The following is a 25,682-nucleotide window of genomic DNA, read 5'->3' as shown; positions in this document are numbered from 1 at the left end:
CCCGCTTTGGTTTTTGCTAATTTTCGGCCCGTATCCCGGGGGAGGAGAAAGCCCCCACCCGGCGCTTCGCGCCGACCTCCCCCGCAAGCGGGAGAGGTTGCAGCGAGCGCTTGGCCAGCAGTTCGAAATCCAAAAGCCAGCGGCCTCAGATATCGATCGTCGCGCTCAGCGAATGTTCCTGGATGAAGTCGCGGCGCGGCTCGACCACGTCGCCCATCAGCTTGGTGAAGATGTCGTCGGCCTCATCGACCTCCTTGACCTTCACCTGGAGCAGTGATCGCGCATTGACGTCCAGCGTCGTCTGCCAGAGCTGCTCCGGATTCATCTCGCCCAGCCCTTTGTAACGCTGCAGCGAGACGCCCTTGCGGCCGGCGTCGGTGACCGCTTCGAACAGATCGACCGGGCCGTAGACCATGTGCTCGGTGTCCTTGCGCCGCAGCTTGCCGGGGCGGGCATAAACGTCCTGGAGCTTGACCGTGTACTCGTCGAGCTTGCGGGCTTCGACCGAGCCCAGGAACGCGTCATCGATGAGGGCGACGTCCTTGACGCCGCGCACCGTGCGCTCGAACTGGAAGCCATGGCCTTCGACGTATTGACCGATCCAGCCGCGCTCGACCTCGTCGGCGAGCGTGTCGAGGCGGGCGGCGATGTATTGCGCGGCCGCGGCGGCCTTCTCCGGATTGCCGTAGATCGCCTTGTTGAGCACGCCGGTGATGGCGGCCTGCTCGATCACCTTGCGATTGTAGCGGGTGTGCAGGCTGCGCAGGACGCCACGGACGGCGCGGGCGTCGTCGACCAGCGAGCGCAGGTCGCGGCCGGTGCGATCGCCGCCAGTGCCGGGAATATAGACGCAATCGTCCAGCCCGGTATCGATCAGATAGTCTTCCAGCGCCCGCTCGTCCTTCAAATATTGCTCGGACTTGCCGCGGTTGACCTTATAGAGCGGCGGCTGGGCAATGTAGAGATAGCCGCCGTCGATGATCTCGCGCATCTGCCGGTAGAAGAAAGTGAGCAGCAGCGTGCGGATGTGGGCGCCGTCGACGTCGGCGTCCGTCATCACGATGATCTTGTGATAGCGCAGCTTCTCGATCGAGAATTCGTCGCTGATGCCGGTGCCGAGCGCGGTGATCAGCGTGCCGATCTGCTCGCTGTGCAGCATTTTGTCGGGACGCACACGTTCGACATTGAGGATCTTGCCGCGCAGCGGCAGCACGGCCTGGAATTCGCGGTTGCGGCCCTGCTTGGCACTGCCGCCTGCCGAGTCACCCTCGACGATGAAGAGCTCGGATTTCGCCGGGTCCTTCTCCTGGCAGTCGGCGAGCTTGCCGGGCAGCGAAGAGACCGACAGCGGGCTCTTGCGCGTCAGCTCGCGCGCTTTTCGCGCGGCTTCGCGGGCGGCCGCCGCCTGGATCACCTTGCCGACGATCATCTTGGCTTCGGAGGGGTGCTCCTCGAACCAGGCCTGCAGCGCCTCGTTGAGCACGTTCTCGACCACGGGACGCACTTCCGAGGACACCAGCTTGTCCTTGGTCTGCGACGAAAACTTTGGATCCGGCACCTTCACCGACAACACGGCGGTGAGGCCTTCGCGGCAATCGTCGCCGGTGAGCGCGATCTTTTCCTTTTTCGCATTGGCCTCGGCATAGCCGTTGACCTGGCGCGTCAGCGCGCCGCGGAAACCGGCGAGATGGGTGCCGCCGTCGCGCTGCGGGATGTTGTTGGTGAAGCACAGCACGTTCTCGTGGTAGCTGTCGTTCCACCACAACGCGGCCTCGACGCCGATGCCGTTGGCTTCCGCGCGCACCATGATCGGCGCCGGCACGATCGCCTTCTTGTTGCGGTCGAGATATTTGACGAATTCTTCGACGCCGCCGGAATAGTGCATCTCCTCGCGTTTCTCGACGGCGTGACGCATGTCGGAGAGGGCGATGTTGACGCCCGAATTGAGGAAGGCGAGCTCGCGCAGCCGGTGCTCCAGCGTGGCGAAATCATACTCGATGTTCTTGAAGGTTTCCGTCGAGGCCTGGAACGTCACCTCGGTGCCGCGCCTGCCGGGCGCGTCGCCGACCACCTTGAGCGGCGCGACCGCATCGCCATGGGCGAATTCGATGTAGTGTTCCTTGTTGTCGCGCCAGATGCGCAAGCCGAGCTTGCTCGACAGCGCGTTGACGACGGAGACGCCGACGCCGTGCAGACCGCCGGAAACCTTGTAGGAATTCTGGTCGAACTTTCCGCCGGCATGGAGCTGGGTCATGATGACCTCGGCCGCCGAGATGCCTTCGCCCTTATGGATGTCGACGGGAATGCCGCGGCCGTCGTCGCGCACGGTGACAGAATTGTCGGCGTTGAGGATCACGTCCACGCGCGTGGCGTGGCCCGCGAGCGCCTCGTCGATCGCATTGTCCACGACTTCGTAGACCATATGATGCAGGCCCGAGCCGTCATCGGTGTCGCCGATATACATGCCCGGGCGCTTGCGGACGGCGTCGAGACCCTTGAGCACGCGGATCGATTCCGCCCCGTAGTCGCTCGGATTTGAGGGTTCGTTTTCGGCAGGCGTCTGCCGAGCAGGTTCTGTCATGAGAGGCCTTCGAGATGTCGCCCGAATCAGCCGCGCAAAAGGCGCTGATATGCGGGCTATTTGTGCCACGAAAGACGGATTGCGCCTAGCGCAAAGTATCCCCCGGCAAGTCTTTGATTAGATGGGATTTTTTGGCCGGTTTTCAAGGCTTTCGAAGGCCGATTCGAGGCGCTGAAAAAAGCGCGATTCGAGAGGCCGTTCCGGGTCGCTGAAAGGCGTGGATATTGCGGGGACGAAGGGTGTTCCGAGGCGCTTGGAACGCCCCGGAACGGCCTTGCAGGCTCAATACATCTGCAGCGGCAGCACGTCGCCGTTCGGCCCCACGAGGAGGCCCCAGGCATCGCCGGCGGCCACGGTGAGGGTTTCGGTGCGGGCAGGGCGCCCCGGCAGACGCAGCGCGTACTGGTACTTGCCGGGCGGCAGTTCGAGCATCGGGCCTTTCGGCGATTGCGGTCCGCCGGCACCAGCCGCGATCTTCACCGTTTGATTGTTGATCGTCAGCGATGCTTCCTTCGGCCCCATATTGCCGAGCATCAGCCTGGCCTGTCCCGCCTTCGGCATGATGTCGGCCTTGGCCGCGGCCTGCGGATTCCGCTGCACCAGACTGACCGTCGTCTCGTCCTTGGCGCGGCCGAGCTTCAGCACGACCGGTCCCTCCGGCGAGGTGAACGCGAGTTCTACCCGCTCGGCGGTCACGGTCGCGCCGTCGGCCTTCTCCTGCCAGCCGCGTTTGGCGAGCTCCGCGCGATAGAAGGCGAGGACCTCGCCAAGTTCGGCGGGGATGCTGGCTTCGAGCTCGGTCCGGAACGACTGCTCGCTGCCGGGGAATTTCGTGGAGCTGATGCCGGTCGAGCTGTGCTGCGTCGGCACCGGCAGGGCCGAATCGGGATCGGGCGTGAGCGGCTCCTTCGATTTGGTCTGGACCACCTTGGCTTGCCTCGATTTGGCCTCGACGGGCTTCGCCGCGGCGATAACAAGACCGGAGCCGTTGGCGCTAACGTTTACCTTCGGCCCCATCTGCATCACGGTCATCGAGATCGACTTCCCGCTCTTGGAGAATTCCATCATCGCCATGTTGGGCTGGTTGATGACGGAGGGCTGCTCCTTCCAGCCCGCGGGCTTCAGCGATGCGCGATAAAACGCAGTGAGCGCCTTCACGCTCGAGGTCGAGGAGAATTCGAGCCGGCCGTCGCCGCCCTCGAAGTTCACGCCTTCGGCGTTTTCGGGCAACGGCACCGGCGTCTTGCTGTCGGCGAGCGCATTCAGCGGCGCGTCGGACAATGCGGCCGCCTGCACCTTGCGTCTTGCTTCGTCGGCGGTGATGAGCTGCTTGGCCGCACCTAACGCATCCCCAAGGAACTTGTCGTCGGCCTCTTTCTTCGCCTTGGCGCGGGCGGCAAGCGCGGAGTCCTTCAACTGCGCCGTCAGGCTGACCATGGTGAAATCGTATTTGCGGCCAAGCCGCAGCAGGCCGGTTTCCTCCGCGGAAGAGATCTTGATCGCGACCTCGTCGCCGGGCGCGAGCGGTGCGCTGCCGTCCTCATGCCAGCCGCGCGCGGCGAGCTCGCGGTGATAGAAGGCGAGTACCGCGGGCAGCTCGGCCATCGCGGCGGCCGACATTTCGCGCTTGTTGTCGCTCGCGCTGCCGAGGCCCATGGCCGTCTTGGTCGGGCTCGGCCGCGGCAGGCCGGCCAGATCGCTATCGGCTTTGAGCTCGCCGGGCAGCGCGAAGGGCGCGACCCGGATATCGACATGGGTGCGGCCATCGTCGCGGCGCGTCAGCGTCAGCATCACGGGCTTCTGCTGATAAAAGCCGGTCTCCTTGCTATCGGCATGCGCGTAGAACGCGCGCAGGCCGTTGGGAACGGTTTCATCAAGGCCCGTCGTCCAGCGCGCGGCGGTTTCCGGCGTGAGCTTCTGCCAGCCGATCGCAGCCATCTGGCTGCTGTAGAAATCCGACGTTGCATCGAGCGGCGTCGGCGCGATGCAGCCGAGATAGGGCCGCGTCCCGTCGAACACGATGTCGCTTGCGCCTTCCGGAAACGGCACGTTCCCGTAGATCCGGTCGGTCGTGTAGTAGACCACGGACTGGTCGGGCCGGCCGAGCGCCTGCGTGAAATGAACGGACAGACCCTGTCGTCCCTTCCTGAACTTCAGCAGGCTGCTTTTCTCCTCCAGCGGCATCACATAAGCGACCCAGCCGTTGTCGCTCAGGAGCTTTTGGACCGCGGGCAGCGTCACGGCCTGCCGCGTCGGTACGCGATATTCGACGCTATAGGGGTCGGGGCGCGAGATGTCTTCCACCGCACCTTCGAGCTGGGGCAGCGCGTGAACGTCGACGATGCCCTCGTCGGCGCCGGCCGCGATCGAGCAGCTCGCCATCAGGAAGAGACCGCATGCAAGCAGCCGCCATCGTGCCGGGACTTGCATCCCGCGCGGGATCATCGCCATCGTTACGTCTCCAGGATGCCGCGCAGCGCTTGGGCGCGCGCGATTGCAACGGCTGCAACACCGTCGGCGGGGCCTCAGACCAGAAGTCGCGGCAGGAACCGGGCAGGTTCAAAGCTCCCGGACTAGTCAATACAGTTGGAGTGGCGACCATGCCTCGCCGTCGCGCCCGACGGTGAGCTCCCAGGCGTCGCCGGCCGCGACGGTGAGGATGTTGCGGTGGGCCGGACGGCCGGGGACGTTCAGTTCGTAGGAATATTTGCCGGGCGCCAGATCCAGCGATACGGCGTTAGCGCCGGCGGCGCGCTTGATGGTCCGCGCGTCGATCCCGAGCACGGCTTCCGTCTCGCCGATGTTGCTGAACACCAGCTTTGCCTGGCCCGGTTCGGGCATGACGTTCGCCCGGATTGCTGTATCCGAGTTCTTCTGCACGAGATGGACCGAGGTGTTGCTGTCCTTGCGGCCGAGCTTCAGCGTGGCCGGCCCGAGCGGAGAGGCGAACGCGAGCTGGACGTGATCGGCGGAGACGACGGCGCCATCATGCTGCTCCTGCCAGCCGAGCTTTCCAAGCTCGCTGCGGTAGAAGGCGAGGACGTCGCCGAGCTCGGCGGGCACGGTGGCTTCGAGCTTGACGCGAAGCGGCGCTTCGACGCCCCGCATCAGGGTGGTGTGGATTCCCCTAAAGCTGTAGCGGGTCGGTGCGGGCAGCCTGACATCGGGATCCGGCGTGAGATCGGCTGAAAACAGCGGCTGCGGCATCCAGGCGCCGGCGCTTGCCGCGAGCATGCACGTCGCGAGCAAAACGAGGCCGCACGCAAACGCCCACCATCGTGCCGGAACTTGCGCCCCGGACCTTGCCGCCCGCATTTCACTCTCCAGGGTATCGCGCGTCCAGGGTCTCGCGCGTGATGTCATTGCGCGATTGCAACCGGCTGCGTCACCGTCGGCGCCGCCTCCGGCAACTAGTCGCGGCGGAAATGGGGCCGGTTCAACGGCGGCGACTAGCGCCGGGCCGATACCTGTCCGCTTTCGACGTCAAAGATCTCGCCCCCGGCGCCGATCTCGGCGAAGGCGGCGGGGTCTGCGCCGGTCAGCCACACCTGCGCGCCGAGCTTGCGCAACTCGTCGAACAGCGCCGCGCGCCTGCCGGGATCGAGATGCGCGACGACCTCGTCGAGCAGCAGCAGCGGCACGATGCCGGTCATCTCGGCGACCAGGCTCGCATGCGCCAGCACCAGCCCGATCAGCAACGCCTTCTGCTCGCCGGTCGAAGCATCGCGCGCCGGCATGTTTTTCGGCGCGTAGATCACCTGGAGATCGGTGAGATGCGGACCATCCGTGGTGCGGCCGGCGATGGCGTCACGCGGACGGTTGTCGCGCAGGATCTGGCGGTAGCGGTCCTCGACCGACGTTGCGGTCTCGTTGAGCAGCGCGTTCTCCATCCAGCCGTCGAGCGCGATTTGCGCCGAGGGGAAGGCGGAGGCCTGCGCGCGTGCATTCAGCATGCCGGTCAGCCGCGCCGCGGTCTGGCCGCGGGTTGCGGCGACCGCGACCGCAAGCTCCGCGGTCTCGCGCTCGATCGCGTCACACCAATGGTCGTCGTAATTGCGCGTCTCGAGCAGGCGGTTGCGCGAGCGCAGCGAACGTTCGAGCGCGGAGATGCGGCTGGAATGGTCACTGTCGATGGCAAGCACCAGGCGGTCGAAGAAGCGCCGCCGCTCGGACGCCGCGCCCATGAACAGCCCGTCCATCGCCGGCGTCAGCCACACCATGCGGATGTGGTCGCCGAACGACGCCGCCGAATTGACCGGTTCGCGGTCGATGCGGCAGCGCCGGCTGACCGGGCTATCTGCGCGCGGCGGATCGATGCCGGTGCCGAGCGTGGCAAGGCCCAGCGCGCCCTCGACCTGTGCCGACACCGCCCAGGAGCCGTCGCCCTGGTTGTCGGCGACGTCGTCCAGCGTCGCGCGCCGCAGGCCGCGTCCCGGCGACAGGAACGAGATCGCCTCGATGCAATTGGTCTTGCCTGCTCCGTTCGGCCCGACCAGCGCCACCATGTCAGCCTTAGCCTCGAGCCCCGCCGCCCGGTAATTACGAAAATGCGTCAGCGTCAGGCGATGAATGCGGGAGGGGGTCATTGTCTTTGTCGTTGCCGGGCATCCACGTTTGGGTCCTCCAAAGACGTGGATGGCCGGGACAAGCCCGGCCATGACGGATGTAGTCGATGCGAAGGAGCGCCGGTAGCCCTCACACCCGCATCGGCATCAGCACGTAGAGCGCGCTCTTGTCGTCGCGGTCTTGCACCAGGGTCGGTGAGCCCGGGTCGGCGAGCCGGAGCGTTGCGACGTCGCCTTCGATCTGGGCGGCGATGTCGAGCAGATAGCGGGAGTTGAAGCCGATATCGAGGGCGTCGGAAGCGTATTCGACTTCGAGCTCTTCGGTCGCACTGCCGGAATCCGGATTGGTCACTGACAGCACCAGCTTGCCCGGCGACAGCGAGAGTTTCACGGCGCGCCCGCGCTCGCTGGAAATCGTCGAGACGCGGTCGACCGCGTTCTCGAAATCCTTCTTGTCGACGACGAGCTCCTTATCGTTGCCCTGCGGGATGACGCGGCCGTAATCGGGGAAGGTGCCGTCGATCAGCTTCGAGGTCAGCACCACATTGCCGATGGTGAAGCGGATCTTGGCCTGCGACAGCTCGATCGTGACCTCGGCCTCGTTGTCCTCGATCAGGCGCTGCACCTCGCCCACCGTCTTGCGCGGCACGATCACGCCGGGCATGCCCTCGGCGCCCTTGGGCTGGACCAGGTCGAGCTGGGCGAGGCGGTGGCCGTCGGTGGCGACGCCGCGCAGGGTGGCGGCTTTGGCGGAGCCCGCGGCATGCAGATAGATGCCGTTGAGATAGTAGCGGGTCTCCTCCGTGGAGATCGCGAACTGGGTGCGGTCGATCAGCCGCTTGACGTCCTTGGCGGCGAGGCTGAACGAATGCGACATGTCGCCGGCGGCGAGATCCGGAAAATCATTCTCCGGCAGGGTCTGCAGGGTGAAGCGGGAGCGGCCGGCGCGGATCGCCAGCACGGCGCGGTCGCCGTCGGCTTCGAGCACAATCTGCGAACCGTCCGGTAGCTTGCGCACGATGTCGTAGAACATGTGCGCCGGCACGGTGGTGGAGCCCGCGGTCGCGGTTTCCGCCGCGAGCGTTTCGGTGACCTCGAGGTCGAGGTCGGTCGCCTTCAGCGACAATTTCGCATTCTCGGCCCTAACAAGCACGTTGCCGAGGATCGGAATCGTGTTGCGGCGCTCGACCACGCGGTGGACGTGGCCCAGCGACTTCAGGAGTTGCGCGCGTTCGACCGTAACCTTCATTGCACTACTCGCCCGATCCCCAAGGAAACACAAATCTGGAAAAGCCGGGCGGCGGGACGCGCGCCACGGCACCGAAGACCCCGGAAAGCCGGATCATCCAGCCGATATGACCAAAGCCGTCAGGGTCGCGCAAGGTGGCGCGTAAAGTCATCCGTTTCAAGGGATTGCGCGATGGTTCCCCACGATTTACCCGCAAAGACGGGGCCCGCCGCCCAGGCAGAGGAAGGCCGCCGCCCAGGCAGGGCCGGGGCGGCGGGAAGGAAGGAGAAGGCCTAGGCGTTTATTCCTGAAGCTGGCGCTTGAGCGATTCGACCTCGTCCGACAGCGCCGTGTCCTTGGAAACCAGGGCCTCGATCTTGCGCACCGCGTGCAGCACCGTGGTGTGGTCGCGCCCGCCGAAGCGGCGGCCGATTTCCGGCAGCGATCGCAGGGTCAGCGTCTTGGCGAGATACATCGCCACCTGGCGCGGACGAACCACGTTGGCGGTCCGGCGCGAGGACAAGAGGTCGGAGCGGCTGACATTATACTGCCGTGCCACCACGCGCTGGATGTCCTCGATCTTGATCCGCTTCGGCTCCTGCGGCCGGATCAGGTCGCGCACCTCGTGCTCCGCCATCTCCAGCGTCACCGGCCGGTTGTTGAGCTTCGAGTGTGCGAGCAGGCGGTTGATCGCGCCTTCGAGATCCCGGCCGTTATGGGTGATGGCGCGGGCCAGATAGGTCAGCACCTCCTCCGGCACCTCGAAGGTCGCATGATGGGCGCGGGCCGCGGCGACGCGCGACTTGAGAATACCGTGCCGCAGCTCCTCGCCAAGCGAGGCCATCTCGACCACGAGGCCGCCGGCCAGCCGCGAGCGCACGCGGTCGTCGAGGCTTTCGAGATCGGACGGCGGACGGTCGGCCGCGATCACGACCTGGCGGCCGGCATCGATCAACGCATTCAGCGTGTGGCAGAACTCGGCCTGGGTCGATTTGCCCTGCAGGAACTGGAGATCGTCGATCACGAGCACGTCGATGCCGCGCAGCGCTTCCTTGAAGGCGAGCGCCGTCTGCGTCTTCAGCGCGGCGACGAAGCCGTACATGAATTTCTCTGCAGTGAGATAAAGCACCTTGCGCTCGTTGCCGGAATTGCCGGCCCAGGTCACCGCCTGCAGGAGATGCGTCTTGCCGAGGCCGACGCCTGCATGAATGTAGAGCGGATTGAACATGACGGGATCGCCGCGACGACCCTCGGCGACCTGACGCGCAGCCGCATGCGCCAGCGTGTTGGAGCGGCCGACGACGAAGCTTGCAAACGTCAGGCGCGGATCGAGCGGCGAGCCGCCGAGCGCATCATGATTGGCGGAGACCGGCGCGGTCGCGGTCGAACGCAGCTCCGGCGCAGGCGAGCGGCGCGTTTCGACCGGCGCGGGCGCTTCCTTCTGCTGCATCACGGGGCGCACGGCCGTGCGAACGGTGAGATCGATGCGATGCACTTCGGGCATCTCGGCCTGCCAGCACGACAGCACGCGCTCGGCATAATGGGCCTGGATCCAGCTCTTCAGGAAGCGGGTCGGCACCGACAGACGCACGCTCTCGTCCTGGACGCCTTCCAGATCCATGCGCGCAAACCAGCTCGTATAGACGTCCTCGCCAACGTTCGAGCGCAGCCGACTCTTCACGCGTGACCAGCGATCCTGTTCCGGGGTTGTCATCATTTGAGAACTTTTCTTGAGAGATAAGGTTGCGTGGTGAGCGCCATGCAGAGTTCCTGCCAGGGATACCTGCCGGGATATTTGCAATGGCGGGACCTCAAGCGATTTCACCTGCAGGCATGGCTCGACCGTTCGGCGGAAACGCCGCGTCCGATCAGCAATGTCTAGAGATGGAGGGGTCGCGAGGTCAGCGCGTACTCGGCGCTCCGTGACACGCGGGAGGCTTGGTGTCCGACGAATCTAAAACGGCATCGCTGGAAGTCGAAATGCTGGAAGTCGAAATGTGTTTCAATACCGCGTTGAGTTCGTAAGACATGATACCTCCCCATCCTGCCGTGATTGCTCGCGACAAGGTCCTGCGTGTCCAAACGACACCCGCGTCTTCATCGGATGCCCGCCCGTGTACTCGTCGTCCGCTCGGCCTCGCCATCATGCCTGTCGGGGCAGCTTTCAAGATGTCTCTTAAGCGCGAGAGAAAGATCCCGCTTGGAGACATTCAGACAAAGAGCTACCGTTCCCACATTGCTGTGGGTTTTGATCCGACAATCGCTTGTTGAAGCGCCGCCTACGTGCACATCGCCGCCGATTTGCACGCTCGCCCCGTTTCCGATACCGCGCTGGTCTCAAGATCGTGGGCGCCGCTGACGCCTTAAGGAATACACTATGCGGAAAGACTCGCAACGGAATTGATTCAGACTTGAGGCATCAAAAATCTTGATCTGCGTTAACGCCACGCGGACTTGTGCACAGGCTTCAGAGCAAGTTTTTGGATTCGTGCACAGAATCGAAGATGCCGCGTTTGATGTGACAATTCTCCGTCACCGCCAAAAATTTTTTACAAAAGCGTCACGCGCGCGACGCGCGGGCGAGTTTTCCAAATGCTTGGCGTCACTATGTCGATAAGTTGTTAGCGAGACATCGTTTTTTGAGTCTCGTTTCACAGGGTAACTCCATTGCGTCTCGCGATCCGGGGAAACTACGGTGTGCAGAACTCGCAGGCGCGCGAATTCAACTTGTGCCCACCTCGCAAGGACTTTTTGCACCGCGGTGGAAGTTTCCGCTGTTGCAAAACCATTCGCAGGTAAAACTACGGGCGCATCATGGTGCAAACGTCGCAATCCTCCGATCGAAGGTCGCTCGCAGCGTGACTACTTGCGTGAATATGACAGGCAACAAAAAAGCCCGGCGCGATGCCGGGCTGTTTGACGTGTGCGATGTGCGGCCGGATCGTCCGATCGAACGACGCGATCGGACGGCGTGCCAGAACGCTCGCGAGCTTACTTGGCGAGCTTGGCGATCTGCGCGGTAAGCCGCGAGACTTTGCGGCTGGCATTGTTCTTATGAATGATGTTTCGCTGCGCGGCGCGCATCAAGGCGGGCTCGGCATTCGCCAGCGCCGTCACGGCAGCGGCGCGGTCGCCGGTCTTGATGGCTTCTTCGACGTTACGCACGGCACCGCGCATCTGGGTGCGGCGCGACTTGTTGACGGCGGTGCGGCGGGCGATCTTGCGCGTCGCTTTCTTGGCGGAAGTGGTATTGGCCATGGTCTCAATGTCCTTTGCGGGTACCGGTCGCGTCTTGGTCGGGTAGCGCCGGCTTGCTTGACCGCGTAATCGACGCTCGGAATTAGGGTGTTCGGTTGCTAGGCTGTTCCCGGAACGTGAGCGACAGCCTTGCGGGCCGTCTCTGAGGCCCAGGGAGCCTCTCAGCCCAAGGAGCCTGCATCTGCTCAAAGAACAGCGGCGGCAGGATTGCGCCCGCCGCCAGTTGGCGCCCTTATAGAGAGGGTCTTTGGCACCGTCAACGCTTTCCCGGGCTGGACAAGCAGCCCCTCAGGCCAGGGATGAGTGCCGTAACGCCCTGAAGAGGTTGAATTTCTGCCGTCTCCCTTGTATTGGCTGGCGGCGTTCCGAGGGTCGTCCGATCGGACGACTATAGAGGGTGAGGCATGATCCGCGGCTTTTTCCGACTGATTGGGCTGTTGCTGCTCGCCGGCGGGTTCATCTTCATGGTCTATGACGGCGCCCGCTGGGTGGCCGACCAGACCCTGCGGTTCACCCGATTCGGCCAGTTCTGGAACGACATCAATCAGGCCAGCCAGACGGCGTTCCGGACCTGGGTCGAGGCCAAGGCGCCCTGGCTCTGGACCTCGGTGATCCGTCTGGTGCTGGATCAGCCGGTTTTCGCCGTCCTCGGCATTCTCGGTATCCTCCTGATGATCCTGTTCCGCCCGCGCAAGCCGTTGATCGGCTATTCCCGGGATTGAGCTTTCAATTCCCGGGATTGAGCTTTCAATTCGCGCGACTGAAGCGGCCGCGCGCGGCGTAACAGGGCTGCCCCTTTGCGCGTAAAGACCTATATTCCCACCTGATCGCGAGCACGCCGCCTGAGCGCTTGGCTCATCGCCTTGTCTCAATAGCTTGTCCTGGGCGACGGACAGCTCGTTCCCGGAGATCCGTCCATGCTGTTCATGCGCAAGACCACCGCATTGCCGAGCGCCAATGAAGCGCTGCCGGGCCGTGCGCAAGCCATTCCGACCGCGACCACCCATTTCGTCAACGGCACGAAGTTGCAGCCGCCTTATCCAGCAGGTCTCGAGCAGGCGGTGTTCGGGCTCGGCTGCTTCTGGGGCGCCGAGCGCAAGTTCTGGGAGCTTGGCGACGGCGTTTACACCACCGCCGTCGGCTATGCCGGCGGCCACACGCCGAACCCGACCTATGAAGAGACCTGCTCGGGCCGCACCGGTCACACCGAAGTGGTGCTGGTCGTGTTCGATCCGACCAAGGTGTCCTACGAGAAGCTGTTGAAGACGTTCTGGGAGAGCCACAACCCGACGCAGGGCATGCGTCAGGGCAACGACGTCGGCACGCAGTACCGAAGCGCGATCTACACCTATTCAGACGCGCAGAAAAAAGCGGCCGATCAATCGAAGGCGCTCTATCAGAAAGCGCTTGCTGCAAAAGGTCTCGGCACCATCACCACCGAGATCGCACCCGCCGGCCAATTCTACTTTGCCGAGGACTATCATCAGCAATATCTGGCCAAGAATCCCGCCGGTTATTGCGGCCTTGGCGGCACCGGCGTGTCCTGCCCGATCGGCGTCGGTGTGAGCGCGTAAGCCAGCCGCGAAGGTGGTGCACCTCTCCCGCTTGCGGGAGAGGTCGGCGCATTTGAGAGCAGTTTCCTGTGGCCCATCCTTCGAGATGCCCGCTTTAGGCGGGCTCCTCAGGATGAGGACGGCGTCTGCGGCAATAGTGCCAGCAGGCACCGATGCCGATTAGCCTCATCCTGAGGAGACCGCGGAGCGGTCGTCTCGAAGGACGAGGCGCTTGTTCAGCTTGGCCCAAAAGGCCATATGCGCTAGCCGCGCCCGCAAGCGAGAGGGAGCGCAATGCGCCGTAGCCGCATCGTCGCGCCGCCCGCCCCCTCAACGCTTTATTAACCATAACCGGTGCATCACTGGATCTGTCTCGTTTCGAGGGATAAGTCCGGTGCCGGTTGCACGCGCGTTTCGATGGTCGATCTTGGCAGCGTCCCTGGCAGCGTCCGCCGCGCTTGGCCTTGGCGGCTGCATGCAGACCGCCGGCCCCGTCGCGGTGATGCAGCCGCGCGCCGATCTCGACTCCATGGCCTATGGCCAGCCCTATTACGCGCCTCAGCCGGTCGTCGTCGGCGACGGTGGCGGCGCCATCGGGGCGTTGCGCAATTCCTTTGCCTCTTCGCCCGCGCCCATGCCGGTCGGTTATGCCGCGCCGATGGCGGCGCCGGTCCGCTACGATTCCTCCTACCATCTCGACGCCGGCGACAGGCTGCGCGTCGTGGTCTACGGCCAGGAAGGTCTCACCAACAGCTACGCGATCGACGCCGGCGGTTCCATCACGATGCCGCTGATCGGCGGCGTGCCGGCACGCGGCCGCACGCCGGCGGGTCTGGCCGGCGAGATCGCCGCACGGCTGCGCAACGGCTACATCCGCGAGCCCTCGGTCGCCGTCGAGATCGAGGCCTATCGCCCGTTCTTCATTCTCGGCGAAGTCTCCGCGCCCGGCCAGTATCCGTACGTGCCGAACATGACGGTCGAAAGCGCCGTGGCAATCGCGGGCGGCTTCTCGCCACGCGCCAAGCGCGATGTGGTCACCGTCACGCATACCGAAGCCGGCGGCGCCATGCGCGCCGTGGTGCCGCTCGGCACCCCACTGGCGCCGGGCGACACCGTATTTGTCGGCGAGCGCTGGTTCTAGAGCGTTTTCGAGCGAAGTGGATACCGGTTCGCGTGAAGAAAACGCGTCAAAAAAGAATCTAGAGCCTCGGTTCTGATGCAATCAGAACCGAAGCTCTAGCTCACCTTCTGAAATCCAGCCGCCCGTTCGGAAAACATCCATCGATGCGCGCGGCATCGACCACGCGCCCGATCCATGGCCGCGTGATCGCGGGATTGGTTAGGTTGATGTATTTCCCGACCAGGCGCGCGCCCTCGCGCGCAGCATCGATCAGCCCGTGCCGTCGGCCGTGATCCCAATCGAAGCGCAGATAGATGCGTCCGCCTGCGACCCGCACCTCCGCGCGCCCGTCTTTCCACGTCTCCGGCGTATCGCCGGCGATGGTCGGATCGGCGCCGCCATTCCAGCGGCTGGCCCACGGGCCTTCCAGAGGATCGGACGGCGCCTGAATGTCTGCCCAATGCGCCGCGTTGACGTCGGCCGCATCGCCCGAAAGTAAGGCGGTTGCGGCATAGTCCATGACCTCGCGATCGTCAGGACCGGGAACGTCCATGGTGCCGAACGGATTGCGGATGACGATGTTCGTATTGGCCTGCTGCATCACGATCTCCCGGCGTGAGTTGGCTTGATCAGCCAGCTCTATCGCCGCCCGGCAGGATGCAGCCACCCGATTCCTGCTCTCCGCCCTCGTCATTCCGGAGCGCGAGCCCGGAATGACGGTGGAGAGATCAGCCGCGCTATCGCAAATGCTTCGCGAAAAATTCCATGCTGCGCGGCCAGGCGATGTCGGCGCTGGCCTTGTCGTAGCTCGCCCGCTCGTCGCAATGGAAGCCGTGCTGCGCGCCCGGATAGACGAAGATTTCCACGTCCGGCCGCTTCGTCTTGATGGTCTCGACGTCGGTCAGGGGAATGCCGGCATCCTTTTCGCCAAAATGCAGCTGTGTCGGAACTTTTGGTGTTTCGTCGGCAAAGCGCACGACGGCGCCGCCGTAATAGCCGATCGCGGCCTTCAGGCCCGACAGCCGCGTCGCCGCGACGAAGGCGACGCTGCCGCCCAGGCAAAAGCCGATGATGCCGACCGGGCCGACGCTCTTCACCGCATCGATCGCGGCTTGCGTGTCGCGCAGCATCGCGTCCCAGTCGGGATTGGCGACGAATTTGCGCGCTTCGGCGATCTCGTCAGGCGTGTAGCCCGACTGGAAGCCCGGCGAGGTCCGGTCGAAGATCGACGGCGCGATCGCGACATAGCCTTCCCCGGCGAGGCGATCGCAGACCGAGCGGATGTGATGGTTGACCCCAAAAATCTCCTGGATCACCACCACCGCGCCCTTCGGGGGGCCTGCGGGATCAGCGCGATAGGCGCCGAGCTGGAAATTATCGGAGGCGGTCAGTCTGATGTCTTGTCCCACGCGGGTTGTCCTTCTTGTTGATCGTCGATCACGAACTCCGCTCTCTCTCCTCATCCTGAGGAGCGCGCTCTTCGCGCGCGTCTCGAAGGATAGAGGCCGAGATGCAGCAGCGGGGCCTTCATCCTTCGAGACGCTTGCTTTGCAAGCTCCTCAGGATGAGGGGAGGCGGTTGCGCGCCCACCTCACTCCCACATCCAGTTCTCGCCGTAATCCTCCTTCCATCCCGCCAGCCGGCCATGACGGAACTGCAGGAACAGGCGGTGACGGTTGGAGGTCAGTCCGCTGCCGCCGATGTTGCGAAGCGCGAGATAGATCTCGTTGCCGGGGCGTCCGCGCACATATTGCAGAGGCTGGCCGAGGGCGCGCGCGGTTTGCCCCGCATCCATGCCGAAGGCGAGCGGTGTGTTGTTCGACAACGTCGCCACGAATGGCAGGCGGATCGGTGTCCCGCCGAATTGCTCGGCCTGCGCGGATACCGACAGCAACACCGCGCCCGCAGCCAACATCGCTCGCTTCATTGCCGTGTTCCCGTCCGATCGTCCTATTCCGGCAAGTTCTTCAGGAAAGGCAGCACCGCGTCAATAAAAGCCTTGGGCTGGTCGATGTTGACGGCGTGTCCGGCGGCGGGGATCACGACCTTTTGTGCGCCGGGAATTTTCGCGGCCATGTAGTCCGACGCGGCGAGGAACGGTGTGTCGTCGGCGCCGACCACGACCAGACTGGGCACCTTGATCTCCGGCAGCAGCTCGATCACCTTCGCATCGCGCTGGGTCAGCATGCCGCGTGCGGCGAGCGCCAATCCCTTGGCATTGCGATGGCTCGCGGTGGCGCGCTCGCGCGTTGCGGCCTTCAGCACGTCGAGCCCTTCGCGATCGAGCTTGTCGGCAGTGGCGAGCGCCCGCGCGTTCCAGGCCTCGCGTGCATCGTCCTTCTTGAATCCCGGTCCGGTGTCGATGATCAGCAGCGCGCGAACGCGCATTGGATGCGCGCGAGCGAAGGCAAGCGACATATAGCCGCCGAGCGACAGCCCGCCGATGATGGCGCGCTCAGTGCCGACCGCATCCAGGATCGCCGCGATGTCGCCGACCGTGAGCGCTTCGCTGTAGGCGGCGGGATCGTCGGGATAATCGGACTGGCCGTGACCGCGCATGTCCCACAAGATCAGCTTGTGGTCCCTGGCAAGCGCCTCGACCTGCCCATGCCACATCGCCGAGGTCGATGAGTAACCGTGAGTCAGCAGCAGCGGCGGGCCTTCGCCATGGATCTCGTAATAGATTCCGACGCCGTCTCGATCGATCCTCGGCATTGTTTCCACCCTTTTTGTTTTCTTATTCTCTCTCACGACGCCGAAGCCGTGAAGGGCGTGATGAAGACGTAAGGCTAGCGTGCTGAACAAGATGATCCGCCGGAGGTCAACCTCCGGCGGATTAGTTTGCATTTTCAGGCGGCCATGACGGAGAAATTCCCCTTTGTCATCAATGGCCCGCCTACTGTGCATGGGGTTGTTTTCGCCCTTTTTGCGCCATTCCTGCCATGGAACCCGAGATCCCTAAAATTGCACTCAATTCCGGAAGGCTCCATTGAGCACGCCTCTTAAGGGCCGGAGAACCTGATCCGGCTTAGGCTTCTGCCCGAAACACGCCCGTGCTCTTGGGGAAGCCATGAACGCCTCAGCCAAACCCGCCGCCAAACGCCGGCTCCTGCTCGCCTCCGACCGGAGCGACGAGAGCAGCGAACTCGCCAGCATCCTCAAGGCCGTCGGCGACGTTGCGACAGTGACGACGCAGGAACTCCCCGAGCAGCCCTCGCGCGATCTCTCCGGCCTCGTGGTCGACATCAATCTGCGCTCGCCCGAGAGCGTGCAGCGGGTGCGCAACAAGCTGCGCGGCGATGCCTATCGTTCGATGCCTCGTCTGTTCGTGCTTGCGGACGCCCTGCATCACGGCACCATGCAGGCCTGGGCGCTGGGCGCCACCGACACCATCTCGCGGCCGCTTCAGCCCGAGGACATCCTGCAGCGCATCCGCGCAGCCTTCCCCGACACCGCCGTCTATGACGCGACCGATCGCGGCAAGACGCTCAACCGCGGCGTCGAGGCCGCGCATGCGGTGCTGAAGAAGATGTTCGAGAAGCTGCCGCTCGGCGTGCCCCTGACCTTCGACGACGTCATCGCCGCCGAGAGCAAGATCCTGAAGGCGATCAAGCACTCCTCGCTGCGCGAGTGGCTCACCACGGTGGGCTGCCACCATGTCGGCAGCTATCGGCACTGCCTGTTCGTGACCGGATTTGCGGTCTCCTTTGCCCAGCATCTCGGCATGCGCGAGGACGACCAGCGCCGGCTGACTCGTGCCGCGCTGCTGCACGACGTCGGCAAGGCCTTCGTTCCCTCCGCGCTGCTCGACAAGCCCGGCAAGCTCACCGACGAGGAGATGGCCGAAGTCCGCCAGCATCCGCGCCGCGGCTATGACGCGCTCGCAGCTCAAGGCGGCTTCCCGCCGGAGATGCTGGACGTTGTGCTGCATCACCACGAATTCCTCGACGGCTCCGGCTATCCCAACAATCTCTCGTCGAACCAGATCAGCGATATCGTGCGGGTCACGACCATCGTCGACATCTACGCGGCACTCGTGGAGAAGCGCGCCTATCGCATGCCCTTCACCCACTCGCGCGCGTTCACGATGATGGAAGGCATGAGCGGCAAGCTGGACCAGCAGCTATTGCAGGCGTTCCGCCCGGTGGCGCTGGGGTCGTTCTGAGCTCCCGTGTCGTAGCCGTAGGGTGGGTTAGCGTAGCGTAACCCACCATGCTTCCACATTTGCCGGACGAAGTTGGTGGGTTACGCCTTCGGCTAACCCACCCTACTTTACGCCTCACCCCACCATCTTCCTCAGCTCCGCCTTCGCCACCTTCTCCAGCGTCGAGCGCGGCATGTCGTCGACAAAGCGGATCTCGCGCGGCACCTTGAAGTCGGCGAGGCTCTTGCGGCAGGCAGCCATCACGTTGTCATGCAGATCGGGCCGCGCAGCGGTGACGCCGCCCTGCGGGATGATGAAGACGACCGGCACCTCGTCCAGCATCGGATGCGTCTTCGCCACGACGGCGGCCTCGCGCACGCCGGGGACGATTGCGATCACCTGCTCGATCTCGGACGCCGCGACGTTCTCGCCGCCGACCTTGAGCATGTCCTTGCTGCGATCCCCGAAGCGGATATAGCCGTTCTCCAGCCGCACCACGCGATCACCGGTGAGGAAGAAGCCGTGCTCGTCAAAGCTCTCGCGCGTCGCCTTCTCGTTGTGCAGATATTCGGCGAACAGCGACAGGCCGACAATGCCCTTGATCGAGAGGTTGCCGGTGTCGCCGACCTCGGTCGCCCGTCCGTCATCGTCGGTGATGCGGATCTGGTATTCGCTCGCGGCGCGGCCGATCGACATCGGGATGTTGGGCTGGTCGATCTCGCCGACGATGCCGTGGGTGATGGTCTCTGTCATGCCCCACCAGCCGATGATCTTGACGCCGAAGGCGGCGAAGGCCGGCGGTTCGTTGATCGCGGTGCCCCACAGGCGGAATTTGTGATCCCTCGGGATCTCCTGCTCGAGCAGCGCCTTCATGCAGAACGGAATCGTCGAGGTCCAGGTCGACCCGTGCTCGCGCGCGGCGCCCCAGAACCGGCTGGCGGAAAAGCGCGGCTGGATCACGCAGGTGGCACCGACCCATAGCGTCGCCAACATCGAATAGGCCAGCGCGTTGGTGTGGAACAGCGGCAGATAGGCCTGGTGCACGTCGCCGGCGTGCAGGTCCTCATGCGCGGCGTTGATCTTGGCGCCCCACAGCGCGTTGGCGTGGGTCCACAGCACCGCCTTGGGGCGCGATGTCGTGCCCGAGGTGTATTGCACGCTGCACGGCGCGAGCGGATCGGTCGCACGCCTGGGACGGTCGGCGCTGTCGGCGAACAGCGATTCGAAACTATCGCCGCGCGAGACCGGTTTTGCGGGCGCCGTGCCGGAATCATGCGAGGTCACCGCCATCCAGCGGATGTTGCGGCAGTTCTGCGCGACGATCTCGGCATAGGCCGGCTGCGTGATCGCGGCGACTGCGCCGCAATGATCGGCAAAATAGTCGAGCTCGGCCGGTGCCGAGCGCGTGTTGGTGGTCACCGCGATCGCGCCCAACTCGACACAGGCGAACCAGGCCAGCAGCGCCTCGATGCAATTGTCGAGATGGATGAGCACATATTCGCCCGGCTTCACGCCGCGCTTCGCCAGTCCCGCCGCGAGCGCGCCGACCCGCTCGTGAAACTCGCCATAGCTCCAGCGCCGCGCGGGCGCGTCGAACGGCGCCCAGATCAGGAACGGATGTGAGCTGCGCACCTCGGCCCCCATCTTCAGCAGCCAGGGCACGTCGAGCCCGTCGAATGGGCCGACGATTCCGGCGGCGGCTTACGAATTCGGCATATGTCCTCCCGTGCAGCCTGCATCTTGCTCGCGGCTGCGTTTTGATGATTGCGTCTTCCTGCTCTTTCGGCCGTCTTGCGAGCGTAGCGAAGCAATCCAGAATCCCTCCCCGGAGAGAGTCTGGATTGCTTCGTCGCAAGGGCTCCTTGCAATGACGGTGCGTGGGGCAGGCGGCTTGGCCTTACCGGCCGCCGTCCTCGTATGACGAAATTTCGATCAGGCTGCCATCCGGATCCCTGCAATAGACCGAGCGCAGCGTGCCGCGGGCGCCCTGCTTGAGAACCGGGCCTTGTTCGATCGCGACGCCATGTGCCTTCAAATGCGTCACCACCTCGTCGGGGCTTGCTGAGGTGAGGAAGCACAGATCCTCGCTGCCGGCGGTCTGGTGGTCCGCGGTGAACCACTCCACCTTGTCGGCATCGCGCGGCCGGACGTTGATCTTCTGGTTACCGAATTGAAGAGAAGTCCGCGGCGCTTTGCCGCCGCCGGGGTCGAACACCTTGACTTCCATGCCGAGAATCTTGCCGTACCACTCGGCGGTCACTGCGACGTCCGCGACATTGATCACGAGATGATCGAGGGCTTCGACCTTGATCGCCATGCCTTATCCTTTCGTCGTGATGCGCCCCGTGCACTTTCCGCCTGCGGCAAGCTTTGTTACAACCGCGCCGACGCCATTTTCAAGCTGTCTGGCTTCAAGAACAACACGTTGGGAGAACCCTTGAAATGATCACTCGCCGTACCGCGCTGAGCCTGCTCGCCGCCAGTCCGCTTGCAGCCAGCCCGCTGTCGAAGGCCCTTGCCGCCGATTACCCGACCCACCCGGTGAAATGGGTGGTCGGCTATCCGCCGGGCGGGGCGACCGACATCCTGGCGCGGCTGATCGGTCAGCGGCTGTCGGAGAAGTTCGGCCAGCAATTCGTGATCGAGAACAAGCCGGGTGCCGGCAACAATATCGCGACCGAATCGGTCGTCAACGCCGAGCCCGACGGCTACACGTTGCAACTGGTCAATCCGGCCAATTACATCAACGCCTCGCTCTACACCAACCTGAAGTTCAACTTCGTGCGCGACATCGCGCCAGTCGCCTCGTTCCAGCGCGTGCCGAACGTGATGACCGTCAACAAGGACGTGCCGGCCAAGACCGTCGCCGAGTTCATCGAATACGTGAAGGCCAATCCCGGCAAGGTCAACATGGCCTCCTCGGGCAACGGCACCTCGGTGCATCTGTCCGGCGAGATGTTCATGGCGCTGACGGGCTGCAAGATGCAGCACGTGCCCTATCGCGGCGCCGCGCCCGCGATCACCGACATGCTCGGCGGCCAGGTGCAGGTGATCTTCGACAACATGCCCTCGATCATCCAGCACATCCGGTCCGGCTCGCTCCGTGCCATCGGCGTCACCACGGCGGAGCGCTCGCCGCAGCTGCCCGACGTGCCGGCGATCGGCGAGACCGTGAAGGATTACGAGGCGAGCGCGCTGTTCGGCATGGGGGCACCGAAGAACACGCCCAAGGAGATCATTGCCAAGCTCAACAGCGAGATCAACACGCTGATAAAGGAGCCGGACATGGCCAAGCGCCTGGTCGAACTCGGCGGCGAGCCGCGGGCGCAGACGCCCGAGGCGTTCGGCGAGGAGATCAAGGCCGAGACCGAGAAATGGAAGAAGGTCGTCGAGTTCGCCGGCCTGAAGGTCGAGTAGCGATCTTGTGATGTCCGAGATCGGAGCCCTGCCCGTTCGGCAGGGCTTTTTTCTTGCGTGTCAATGTTTCTTGCGTGTCAGCGCCCGTCGATCTGGAATAAAACGGCGTGGCGAAACCTGATGTTATATGGCGCGTATCTCGCGCTGTGAGGATAGGAGTTGGGATCATGCGCAAGACGCAATTGGCACTGCTGGGCCTCGGCGCGACACTCCTTGCCGGCTTCTCCGCCGTCACGCCGGCAGCGGCGCACGACTATCCCTGGTGTGCCCAGGGCGGCGGGTACGAGTATCCCGGCGATTGCACCTACAGCACCTATGGACAATGTCAGGCCAGTGTGTCGGGCCGGCTCATGGCCTGCGGGCCCAACCCGCTCGTCGCCTACGGTCAATCGTCCCTGCCGCAACCGCGGCAGTCGCGGCGCACGCGGCCCGTGGCGCCGTATTAAGGAACTCTCGGTTTGACTGGTAGCCCGGATCGCGTTCGCGCCATCCGCGGCCGCGCAGACGCCGCCTGCCTTGCCGCTACCGCTTCGCCTCAGCCTGCTCCGTGCCGTTGCACGAGATCAGCATCGTATAGGGCCGCGCATTGCCGGCGATGTCGGTGGTCTTGATCTCGCCCTTCGGTTCGGCAGTCTGGTAGGGCACCACGGAGTTGTCGAGGAAGTCGCGCAGCGCGCCGGTCTTGATCGCGAAGTTGATGTTCTCGGGGATGTTGCCGGTCGCAGCGGCGACCCGTAACCCGTCCAGCTTTCCTGTGACGACGCCGACGATCTGCCCGGCGGTGTCGAACAGCGGGCCGCCGCTATTGCCGGGCTGCACCGGCGCACTGATTTGCAGGAAACGCGAATCGTTGCGCATGCCGCTGAGCGAGCTGACGATGCCAGTCGTCACGGTGAAATCCGAAGTCAGCAATCCATGGAACGGAAAGCCGATCGCGACGACGGAATCGCCGGAGCGGATCGAGCGGTCGCGGATCCTGGCGAACTCCTTGAACGTGGTCGTCGACGGCGCCTGCAACAGAGCGAGATCGTTGTTGGCATCGCTCGACACGACGCGCAGCACCATCGAGGCGTCGCCGGTGAGATTGCCCTTGATGTCGCCGACGCAGCCATCGATGACATGGTTGTTGGTGACGATGTGTCCGCCGGCGCTCACGACAAAGCCGGTGCCGCTCTTGGCTCTGGCAGGTTTGCTGCCGTTGGCTGGCGGTGCCTGCTTGTCCGGCGTGGCCTGCGGCTTGGCGGCAACCTTTGTGAAATCGCCGGCCTTGCTCAGCCCGTCGGCTTTGACCTTGGTGACGCAATTGGCCAATGCCGCAATCACGGGCCCGGCCGAGGTCAGGTCGAAATTCAGCACGGTGCGGCCGCTCGTCGCGACCATCAGGCTCGCCTTCTGAAACGTTCGGACCACGTTCGCAGGCATGACGGAGCTGAGCATGTTCGTCTGGTTGGCCGTGGCGAACAGTCTGGCCTGCTCCTGTCCGTCAAAGATGACGTCGATCGCGGTGTTCTCGCCCTTGGTGAAGCGGTAGCTGGGACTCGCAAAGCTCAATATCCACGAGCCCCCAGAATTCTGGCCGACGACGAGAATGACTCCGTTGGCATAAGGCGCCGTCGCGGCACAATGCGAGAAGGCTCCCGTTTCGTCGTTGCTGAACGCACCGCCGACCCAGTTGCCGATTTTGACGCTGCCGAACGGCCCGGCCGCATGCGCTGCGATGACGACGCTCAGCTGCAATAAAGACGCAACGATGAATGACTTAAGCCACATACTTTTCCCCCAGAACGCATTCGCGCGCATCTTATCTGCGGGAGGAGGTGTCGCGCAACCGGCAGTTGTCTGGCGAGGGGCCAGTATATTAAGAGACGACGTTCGGGCTTGCCTTTACTTTGCGATCCGATATACTTTGCGGTACAAAGCACCGGCATTGATAGTCCCGGCAAGCATGGGCGGTACGAGGTTTTGGCGTTGCCAATGCGCGATCTCGACAAGGCACTGGCCGACATTGTGGCGATCCGCAGCCAGATTGCGGCCGGCACGGCATTCCGCGGCTACGGCCCGGCGACGATGGCTGCGACCGGCGCGGTCGCGCTTCTCACCGCGATCCTGCAATTCTGGCTGCTCGGCGATCCCACCGGCGAGCCGCTCGACTTCTTCTTCGGCTGGTTCATTGCCGCCGCACTCTCCGGCCTGATCATCGGCATCGAGATGCGCGCGCGTTCGCGCCGCCATCATTCGGGACTCGCCGATGCGATGATCCACCAGGCCGTCGAGCAGTTCCTGCCTGCAGGCGTTGCCGGTGTGCTGCTTGCGGTGGTGATGTGGAAGTTCGCGGGCGAAACGCTGTGGCTGTTGCCAGGCTTGTGGCAGATCCTAGTGTCGCTCGGCATTTTCGCCTCGGTCCGTTCGCTGCCACGCACCGTGGCGCTCGCCGGCGCATGGTATTTCATGTCCGGTTTTGCGGTGGTGGTGCTCGCGAGCCAAACCCATACGCTGTCGCCCTGGACCATGGGCCTGCCGTTCGTAATCGGGCAGTCGGTGATGGCGGGCATTCTGCATTTCGCATCCGGAGACCATGATGTCGAAGACTGACAGCGCACCCTTCTCTTATGAAGGACTGGACCGCGTGATCCACGAGAAGGCGAGGCTCGGACTTCTGACCTCGCTGATGGCGCATCCGAAGGGTCTGGCGTTCGCCGATCTCAAGCAGCTCTGCGGCCTCACCGACGGCAATCTTAGCCGGCATCTCGCCGTGCTCCAGGAAGCCGGCCTCGTCGAGGTGACCAAGGGCTATGAGGGCAATCGCCCGCACACGACCTGCCGCCTGACCAAGGCCGGCCGCCGCCGCTTCCTCGACTATCTCGCCGTGCTCGAACGCCTGGTGCGCGACGCCGCCAAGGCTGCCGGCCGCGAAGCGGCACCGCTCGGCCGCCTCGGTATCGTCTCGACCTGATCCTCCCCCTTTTTTTGACCGGAGACTTTGCAATGCAAAGTGACCTTGTGTCCCGCAACGAGAAGCTTCACGTCGGCATCATCATGGACGGCAACGGCAGATGGGCGACGCGGCGCGGCCTGTCGCGCCTGCGCGGCCATGAGGCCGGCGTCGAGACGATCCGCCGCATCGTCGAAGCCGCGCCCAAGCAGGGCATCGGCACGCTGACGCTCTACGCCTTCTCCACCGACAATTGGCGGAGGCCGAAGGCCGAGGTCGCCGCGCTGATGACGCTTCTGCGCTTCTATCTCGCCAACGAGGTGCAGAGCCTGGTCAAGAACGGCGTTCGCCTCACCGTGATCGGCCGTCGCGACCGCTTGCCCGACGGCATTGCCAATGCGATTTCGCGTGCGGAAGATGCCACCGCGCACGGAAGCTCGCTTCATTTGCGCATCGCCGTCGACTATTCCGCGCGCGATGCCATCCTCAACGCGGCGGCAAAGGCGGCGGCGCTGACGAGTCTCACCCGCGAGGCGTTTTCGCAGCTCGTCACCGGCGAGGCGGGTTTGCGCGACGTCGACCTCATCATCCGCACCTCGGGTGAGAAACGGCTGTCGGACTTCCTGCTCTGGGAAGGTGCCTATGCCGAGCTGCACTTCACCGAGCGGATGTGGCCCGAATTCGACGCAAGCGATCTCGCCGCGGCCCTGGCCTCCTTCCACGGCCGCGAGCGTCGCTTCGGCGGCCTGCAGGCGATCGTGCCGGAGGAGGTGCCTTCACTCTCTCGCGTGTGACGCTCGGCACCGAGGAACGAACTGTTCGTTTTCGGCCGCAAGATTGGCAGCACCGTCCAAGCGGTCAGCGCGTGGTCTCGGCTAGGTGTG

The 25,682-nt window shown here is 64.3% G+C and carries 23 protein-coding genes; 9 read left to right on the top strand and 14 right to left on the bottom strand.

Translation table 11 applies throughout. The features are described from left to right. Positions 1-145: 145 nt before the first annotated feature. The 7 genes from gyrB to rpsT form a co-directional block, all read right to left on the bottom strand. A complete protein-coding gene (gene gyrB / locus AC0L30_RS14415) occupies positions 146-2,581 on the bottom strand; it encodes a DNA topoisomerase (ATP-hydrolyzing) subunit B (protein WP_473404515.1) in 2,436 nt (811 codons plus the stop codon). Between the two features lie 282 nt (positions 2,582-2,863). Beyond that, entirely contained in the window at positions 2,864-5,032 is a 2,169-nt protein-coding gene (locus tag AC0L30_RS14410; RefSeq protein ID WP_473404514.1) for a hypothetical protein, read from the bottom strand. Between the two features lie 126 nt (positions 5,033-5,158). Next, complete coding sequence (locus AC0L30_RS14405; RefSeq protein WP_219679898.1) at positions 5,159-5,896, bottom strand: hypothetical protein; 738 nt, start codon at positions 5,894-5,896, stop codon at positions 5,159-5,161. 134 nt (positions 5,897-6,030) lie between these two features. After that, positions 6,031-7,167, bottom strand: a complete 1,137-nt coding sequence (gene recF, locus AC0L30_RS14400; RefSeq protein ID WP_473404513.1) for a DNA replication/repair protein RecF — start codon at positions 7,165-7,167, stop codon at positions 6,031-6,033. A 109-nt stretch (positions 7,168-7,276) separates the two neighbouring features. Next, entirely contained in the window at positions 7,277-8,395 is a 1,119-nt protein-coding gene (dnaN, locus tag AC0L30_RS14395; RefSeq protein ID WP_007598262.1) for a DNA polymerase III subunit beta, read from the bottom strand. A 280-nt stretch (positions 8,396-8,675) separates the two neighbouring features. Next, complete coding sequence (dnaA, locus tag AC0L30_RS14390; protein WP_035995355.1) at positions 8,676-10,088, bottom strand: chromosomal replication initiator protein DnaA; 1,413 nt, start codon at positions 10,086-10,088, stop codon at positions 8,676-8,678. Between the two features lie 1,277 nt (positions 10,089-11,365). Beyond that, complete coding sequence (gene rpsT, locus AC0L30_RS14385) at positions 11,366-11,632, bottom strand: 30S ribosomal protein S20 (protein ID WP_007598259.1); 267 nt, start codon at positions 11,630-11,632, stop codon at positions 11,366-11,368. Positions 11,633-12,036: 404 nt separating this feature from the next. Between rpsT and AC0L30_RS14380 the strand changes: the two genes are divergently transcribed. From AC0L30_RS14380 to AC0L30_RS14370, 3 genes are all read left to right on the top strand, one after another. Next, positions 12,037-12,354, top strand: coding sequence for a hypothetical protein (locus tag AC0L30_RS14380; RefSeq protein WP_007616084.1), 318 nt, complete (start codon positions 12,037-12,039; stop codon positions 12,352-12,354). Positions 12,355-12,549: 195 nt separating this feature from the next. Next, positions 12,550-13,206, top strand: a complete 657-nt coding sequence (gene msrA, locus AC0L30_RS14375) for a peptide-methionine (S)-S-oxide reductase MsrA (protein ID WP_007598255.1) — start codon at positions 12,550-12,552, stop codon at positions 13,204-13,206. 373 nt (positions 13,207-13,579) lie between these two features. Continuing rightward, positions 13,580-14,326, top strand: coding sequence for a polysaccharide biosynthesis/export family protein (locus tag AC0L30_RS14370; protein ID WP_035993830.1), 747 nt, complete (start codon positions 13,580-13,582; stop codon positions 14,324-14,326). Between the two features lie 100 nt (positions 14,327-14,426). Here AC0L30_RS14370 and AC0L30_RS14365 read toward each other — a convergent pair whose 3' ends face one another. The 4 genes from AC0L30_RS14365 to AC0L30_RS14350 all read right to left on the bottom strand — a co-directional run bounded on the left by AC0L30_RS14365 (position 14,427) and on the right by AC0L30_RS14350 (position 17,020). After that, positions 14,427-14,906, bottom strand: coding sequence for a hypothetical protein (locus AC0L30_RS14365; protein ID WP_007598251.1), 480 nt, complete (start codon positions 14,904-14,906; stop codon positions 14,427-14,429). A 136-nt stretch (positions 14,907-15,042) separates the two neighbouring features. Next, positions 15,043-15,714, bottom strand: a complete 672-nt coding sequence (locus AC0L30_RS14360) for a dienelactone hydrolase family protein (protein ID WP_007598249.1) — start codon at positions 15,712-15,714, stop codon at positions 15,043-15,045. 182 nt (positions 15,715-15,896) lie between these two features. Further along, on the bottom strand, positions 15,897-16,232 hold the full coding sequence (locus tag AC0L30_RS14355) for a hypothetical protein (RefSeq protein WP_473404512.1): 336 nt from the start codon (positions 16,230-16,232) through the stop codon (positions 15,897-15,899). Positions 16,233-16,255: 23 nt separating this feature from the next. Then, the gene (locus tag AC0L30_RS14350) at positions 16,256-17,020 is read right to left on the bottom strand and encodes an alpha/beta fold hydrolase (RefSeq protein ID WP_354200252.1); all 765 of its coding nucleotides are present in this window, start codon (positions 17,018-17,020) and stop codon (positions 16,256-16,258) included. Between the two features lie 355 nt (positions 17,021-17,375). Here AC0L30_RS14350 and AC0L30_RS14345 point away from each other — a divergent pair, with 355 nt between their 5' ends. Next, positions 17,376-18,470: an HD-GYP domain-containing protein gene (locus AC0L30_RS14345; protein WP_007598238.1), complete on the top strand. Its 1,095-nt coding sequence runs from the start codon at positions 17,376-17,378 to the stop codon at positions 18,468-18,470. Between the two features lie 114 nt (positions 18,471-18,584). Here the strand turns inward: AC0L30_RS14345 and AC0L30_RS14340 are convergent, their stop codons facing one another. After that, positions 18,585-20,138, bottom strand: a complete 1,554-nt coding sequence (locus AC0L30_RS14340; RefSeq protein ID WP_473404518.1) for an ATP-dependent acyl-CoA ligase — start codon at positions 20,136-20,138, stop codon at positions 18,585-18,587. 208 nt (positions 20,139-20,346) lie between these two features. After that, positions 20,347-20,766, bottom strand: coding sequence for a VOC family protein (locus AC0L30_RS14335; protein ID WP_473404511.1), 420 nt, complete (start codon positions 20,764-20,766; stop codon positions 20,347-20,349). 125 nt (positions 20,767-20,891) lie between these two features. Between AC0L30_RS14335 and AC0L30_RS14330 the strand changes: the two genes are divergently transcribed. After that, positions 20,892-21,866, top strand: coding sequence for a Bug family tripartite tricarboxylate transporter substrate binding protein (locus AC0L30_RS14330; RefSeq protein WP_354200249.1), 975 nt, complete (start codon positions 20,892-20,894; stop codon positions 21,864-21,866). 167 nt (positions 21,867-22,033) lie between these two features. Continuing rightward, positions 22,034-22,312 (top strand): DUF3551 domain-containing protein, encoded by a 279-nt coding sequence (locus AC0L30_RS14325; RefSeq protein ID WP_007598233.1) that lies wholly within the window; start codon positions 22,034-22,036, stop codon positions 22,310-22,312. Between the two features lie 76 nt (positions 22,313-22,388). Here the strand turns inward: AC0L30_RS14325 and AC0L30_RS14320 are convergent, their stop codons facing one another. Next, a complete protein-coding gene (locus AC0L30_RS14320; RefSeq protein ID WP_007598231.1) occupies positions 22,389-23,636 on the bottom strand; it encodes a S1C family serine protease in 1,248 nt (415 codons plus the stop codon). A 204-nt stretch (positions 23,637-23,840) separates the two neighbouring features. Here AC0L30_RS14320 and AC0L30_RS14315 point away from each other — a divergent pair, with 204 nt between their 5' ends. Genes AC0L30_RS14315 through AC0L30_RS14305 form a run of 3 tightly spaced genes read left to right on the top strand, consistent with a single transcriptional unit; the run spans position 23,841 to position 25,592 of the window. Next, positions 23,841-24,458 (top strand): hypothetical protein, encoded by a 618-nt coding sequence (locus AC0L30_RS14315; RefSeq protein WP_354200247.1) that lies wholly within the window; start codon positions 23,841-23,843, stop codon positions 24,456-24,458. Continuing rightward, positions 24,445-24,819, top strand: a complete 375-nt coding sequence (locus AC0L30_RS14310) for a winged helix-turn-helix domain-containing protein (RefSeq protein ID WP_007598229.1) — start codon at positions 24,445-24,447, stop codon at positions 24,817-24,819. Before AC0L30_RS14315 ends, AC0L30_RS14310 begins: the two co-directional genes overlap by 14 nt. 32 nt (positions 24,820-24,851) lie before the next feature. Further along, on the top strand, positions 24,852-25,592 hold the full coding sequence (locus AC0L30_RS14305) for a di-trans,poly-cis-decaprenylcistransferase (RefSeq protein ID WP_354200246.1): 741 nt from the start codon (positions 24,852-24,854) through the stop codon (positions 25,590-25,592). The last annotated feature ends 90 nt before the right edge of the window (positions 25,593-25,682 follow it).

The sequence above is a fragment of the Bradyrhizobium sp. MI1.11 genome, from assembly GCF_055811255.1.
Note: the sequence above shows the minus strand (reverse complement) of the source record. Positions and strands in the feature narration are given on the sequence as shown.

What these genes read in the sequence shown, in the direction of transcription:
- gyrB (WP_473404515.1), bottom strand. Translation starts at nt 2,581, where the DNA reads ATGACAGAACCTGCTCGGCAGACGCCTGCCGAAAACGAACCCTCAAAT.
- AC0L30_RS14410 (WP_473404514.1), bottom strand. Translation starts at nt 5,032, where the DNA reads ATGGCGATGATCCCGCGCGGGATGCAAGTCCCGGCACGATGGCGGCTG.
- AC0L30_RS14405 (WP_219679898.1), bottom strand. Translation starts at nt 5,896, where the DNA reads ATGCGGGCGGCAAGGTCCGGGGCGCAAGTTCCGGCACGATGGTGGGCG.
- recF (WP_473404513.1), bottom strand. Translation starts at nt 7,167, where the DNA reads ATGACCCCCTCCCGCATTCATCGCCTGACGCTGACGCATTTTCGTAAT.
- dnaN (WP_007598262.1), bottom strand. Translation starts at nt 8,395, where the DNA reads ATGAAGGTTACGGTCGAACGCGCGCAACTCCTGAAGTCGCTGGGCCAC.
- dnaA (WP_035995355.1), bottom strand. Translation starts at nt 10,088, where the DNA reads ATGACAACCCCGGAACAGGATCGCTGGTCACGCGTGAAGAGTCGGCTG.
- rpsT (WP_007598259.1), bottom strand. Translation starts at nt 11,632, where the DNA reads ATGGCCAATACCACTTCCGCCAAGAAAGCGACGCGCAAGATCGCCCGC.
- AC0L30_RS14380 (WP_007616084.1), top strand. Translation starts at nt 12,037, where the DNA reads ATGATCCGCGGCTTTTTCCGACTGATTGGGCTGTTGCTGCTCGCCGGC.
- msrA (WP_007598255.1), top strand. Translation starts at nt 12,550, where the DNA reads ATGCTGTTCATGCGCAAGACCACCGCATTGCCGAGCGCCAATGAAGCG.
- AC0L30_RS14365 (WP_007598251.1), bottom strand. Translation starts at nt 14,906, where the DNA reads ATGCAGCAGGCCAATACGAACATCGTCATCCGCAATCCGTTCGGCACC.
- AC0L30_RS14355 (WP_473404512.1), bottom strand. Translation starts at nt 16,232, where the DNA reads ATGAAGCGAGCGATGTTGGCTGCGGGCGCGGTGTTGCTGTCGGTATCC.
- AC0L30_RS14350 (WP_354200252.1), bottom strand. Translation starts at nt 17,020, where the DNA reads ATGCCGAGGATCGATCGAGACGGCGTCGGAATCTATTACGAGATCCAT.
- AC0L30_RS14345 (WP_007598238.1), top strand. Translation starts at nt 17,376, where the DNA reads ATGAACGCCTCAGCCAAACCCGCCGCCAAACGCCGGCTCCTGCTCGCC.
- AC0L30_RS14335 (WP_473404511.1), bottom strand. Translation starts at nt 20,766, where the DNA reads ATGGCGATCAAGGTCGAAGCCCTCGATCATCTCGTGATCAATGTCGCG.
- AC0L30_RS14330 (WP_354200249.1), top strand. Translation starts at nt 20,892, where the DNA reads ATGATCACTCGCCGTACCGCGCTGAGCCTGCTCGCCGCCAGTCCGCTT.
- AC0L30_RS14325 (WP_007598233.1), top strand. Translation starts at nt 22,034, where the DNA reads ATGCGCAAGACGCAATTGGCACTGCTGGGCCTCGGCGCGACACTCCTT.
- AC0L30_RS14320 (WP_007598231.1), bottom strand. Translation starts at nt 23,636, where the DNA reads ATGTGGCTTAAGTCATTCATCGTTGCGTCTTTATTGCAGCTGAGCGTC.
- AC0L30_RS14315 (WP_354200247.1), top strand. Translation starts at nt 23,841, where the DNA reads ATGCGCGATCTCGACAAGGCACTGGCCGACATTGTGGCGATCCGCAGC.
- AC0L30_RS14310 (WP_007598229.1), top strand. Translation starts at nt 24,445, where the DNA reads ATGTCGAAGACTGACAGCGCACCCTTCTCTTATGAAGGACTGGACCGC.
- AC0L30_RS14305 (WP_354200246.1), top strand. Translation starts at nt 24,852, where the DNA reads ATGCAAAGTGACCTTGTGTCCCGCAACGAGAAGCTTCACGTCGGCATC.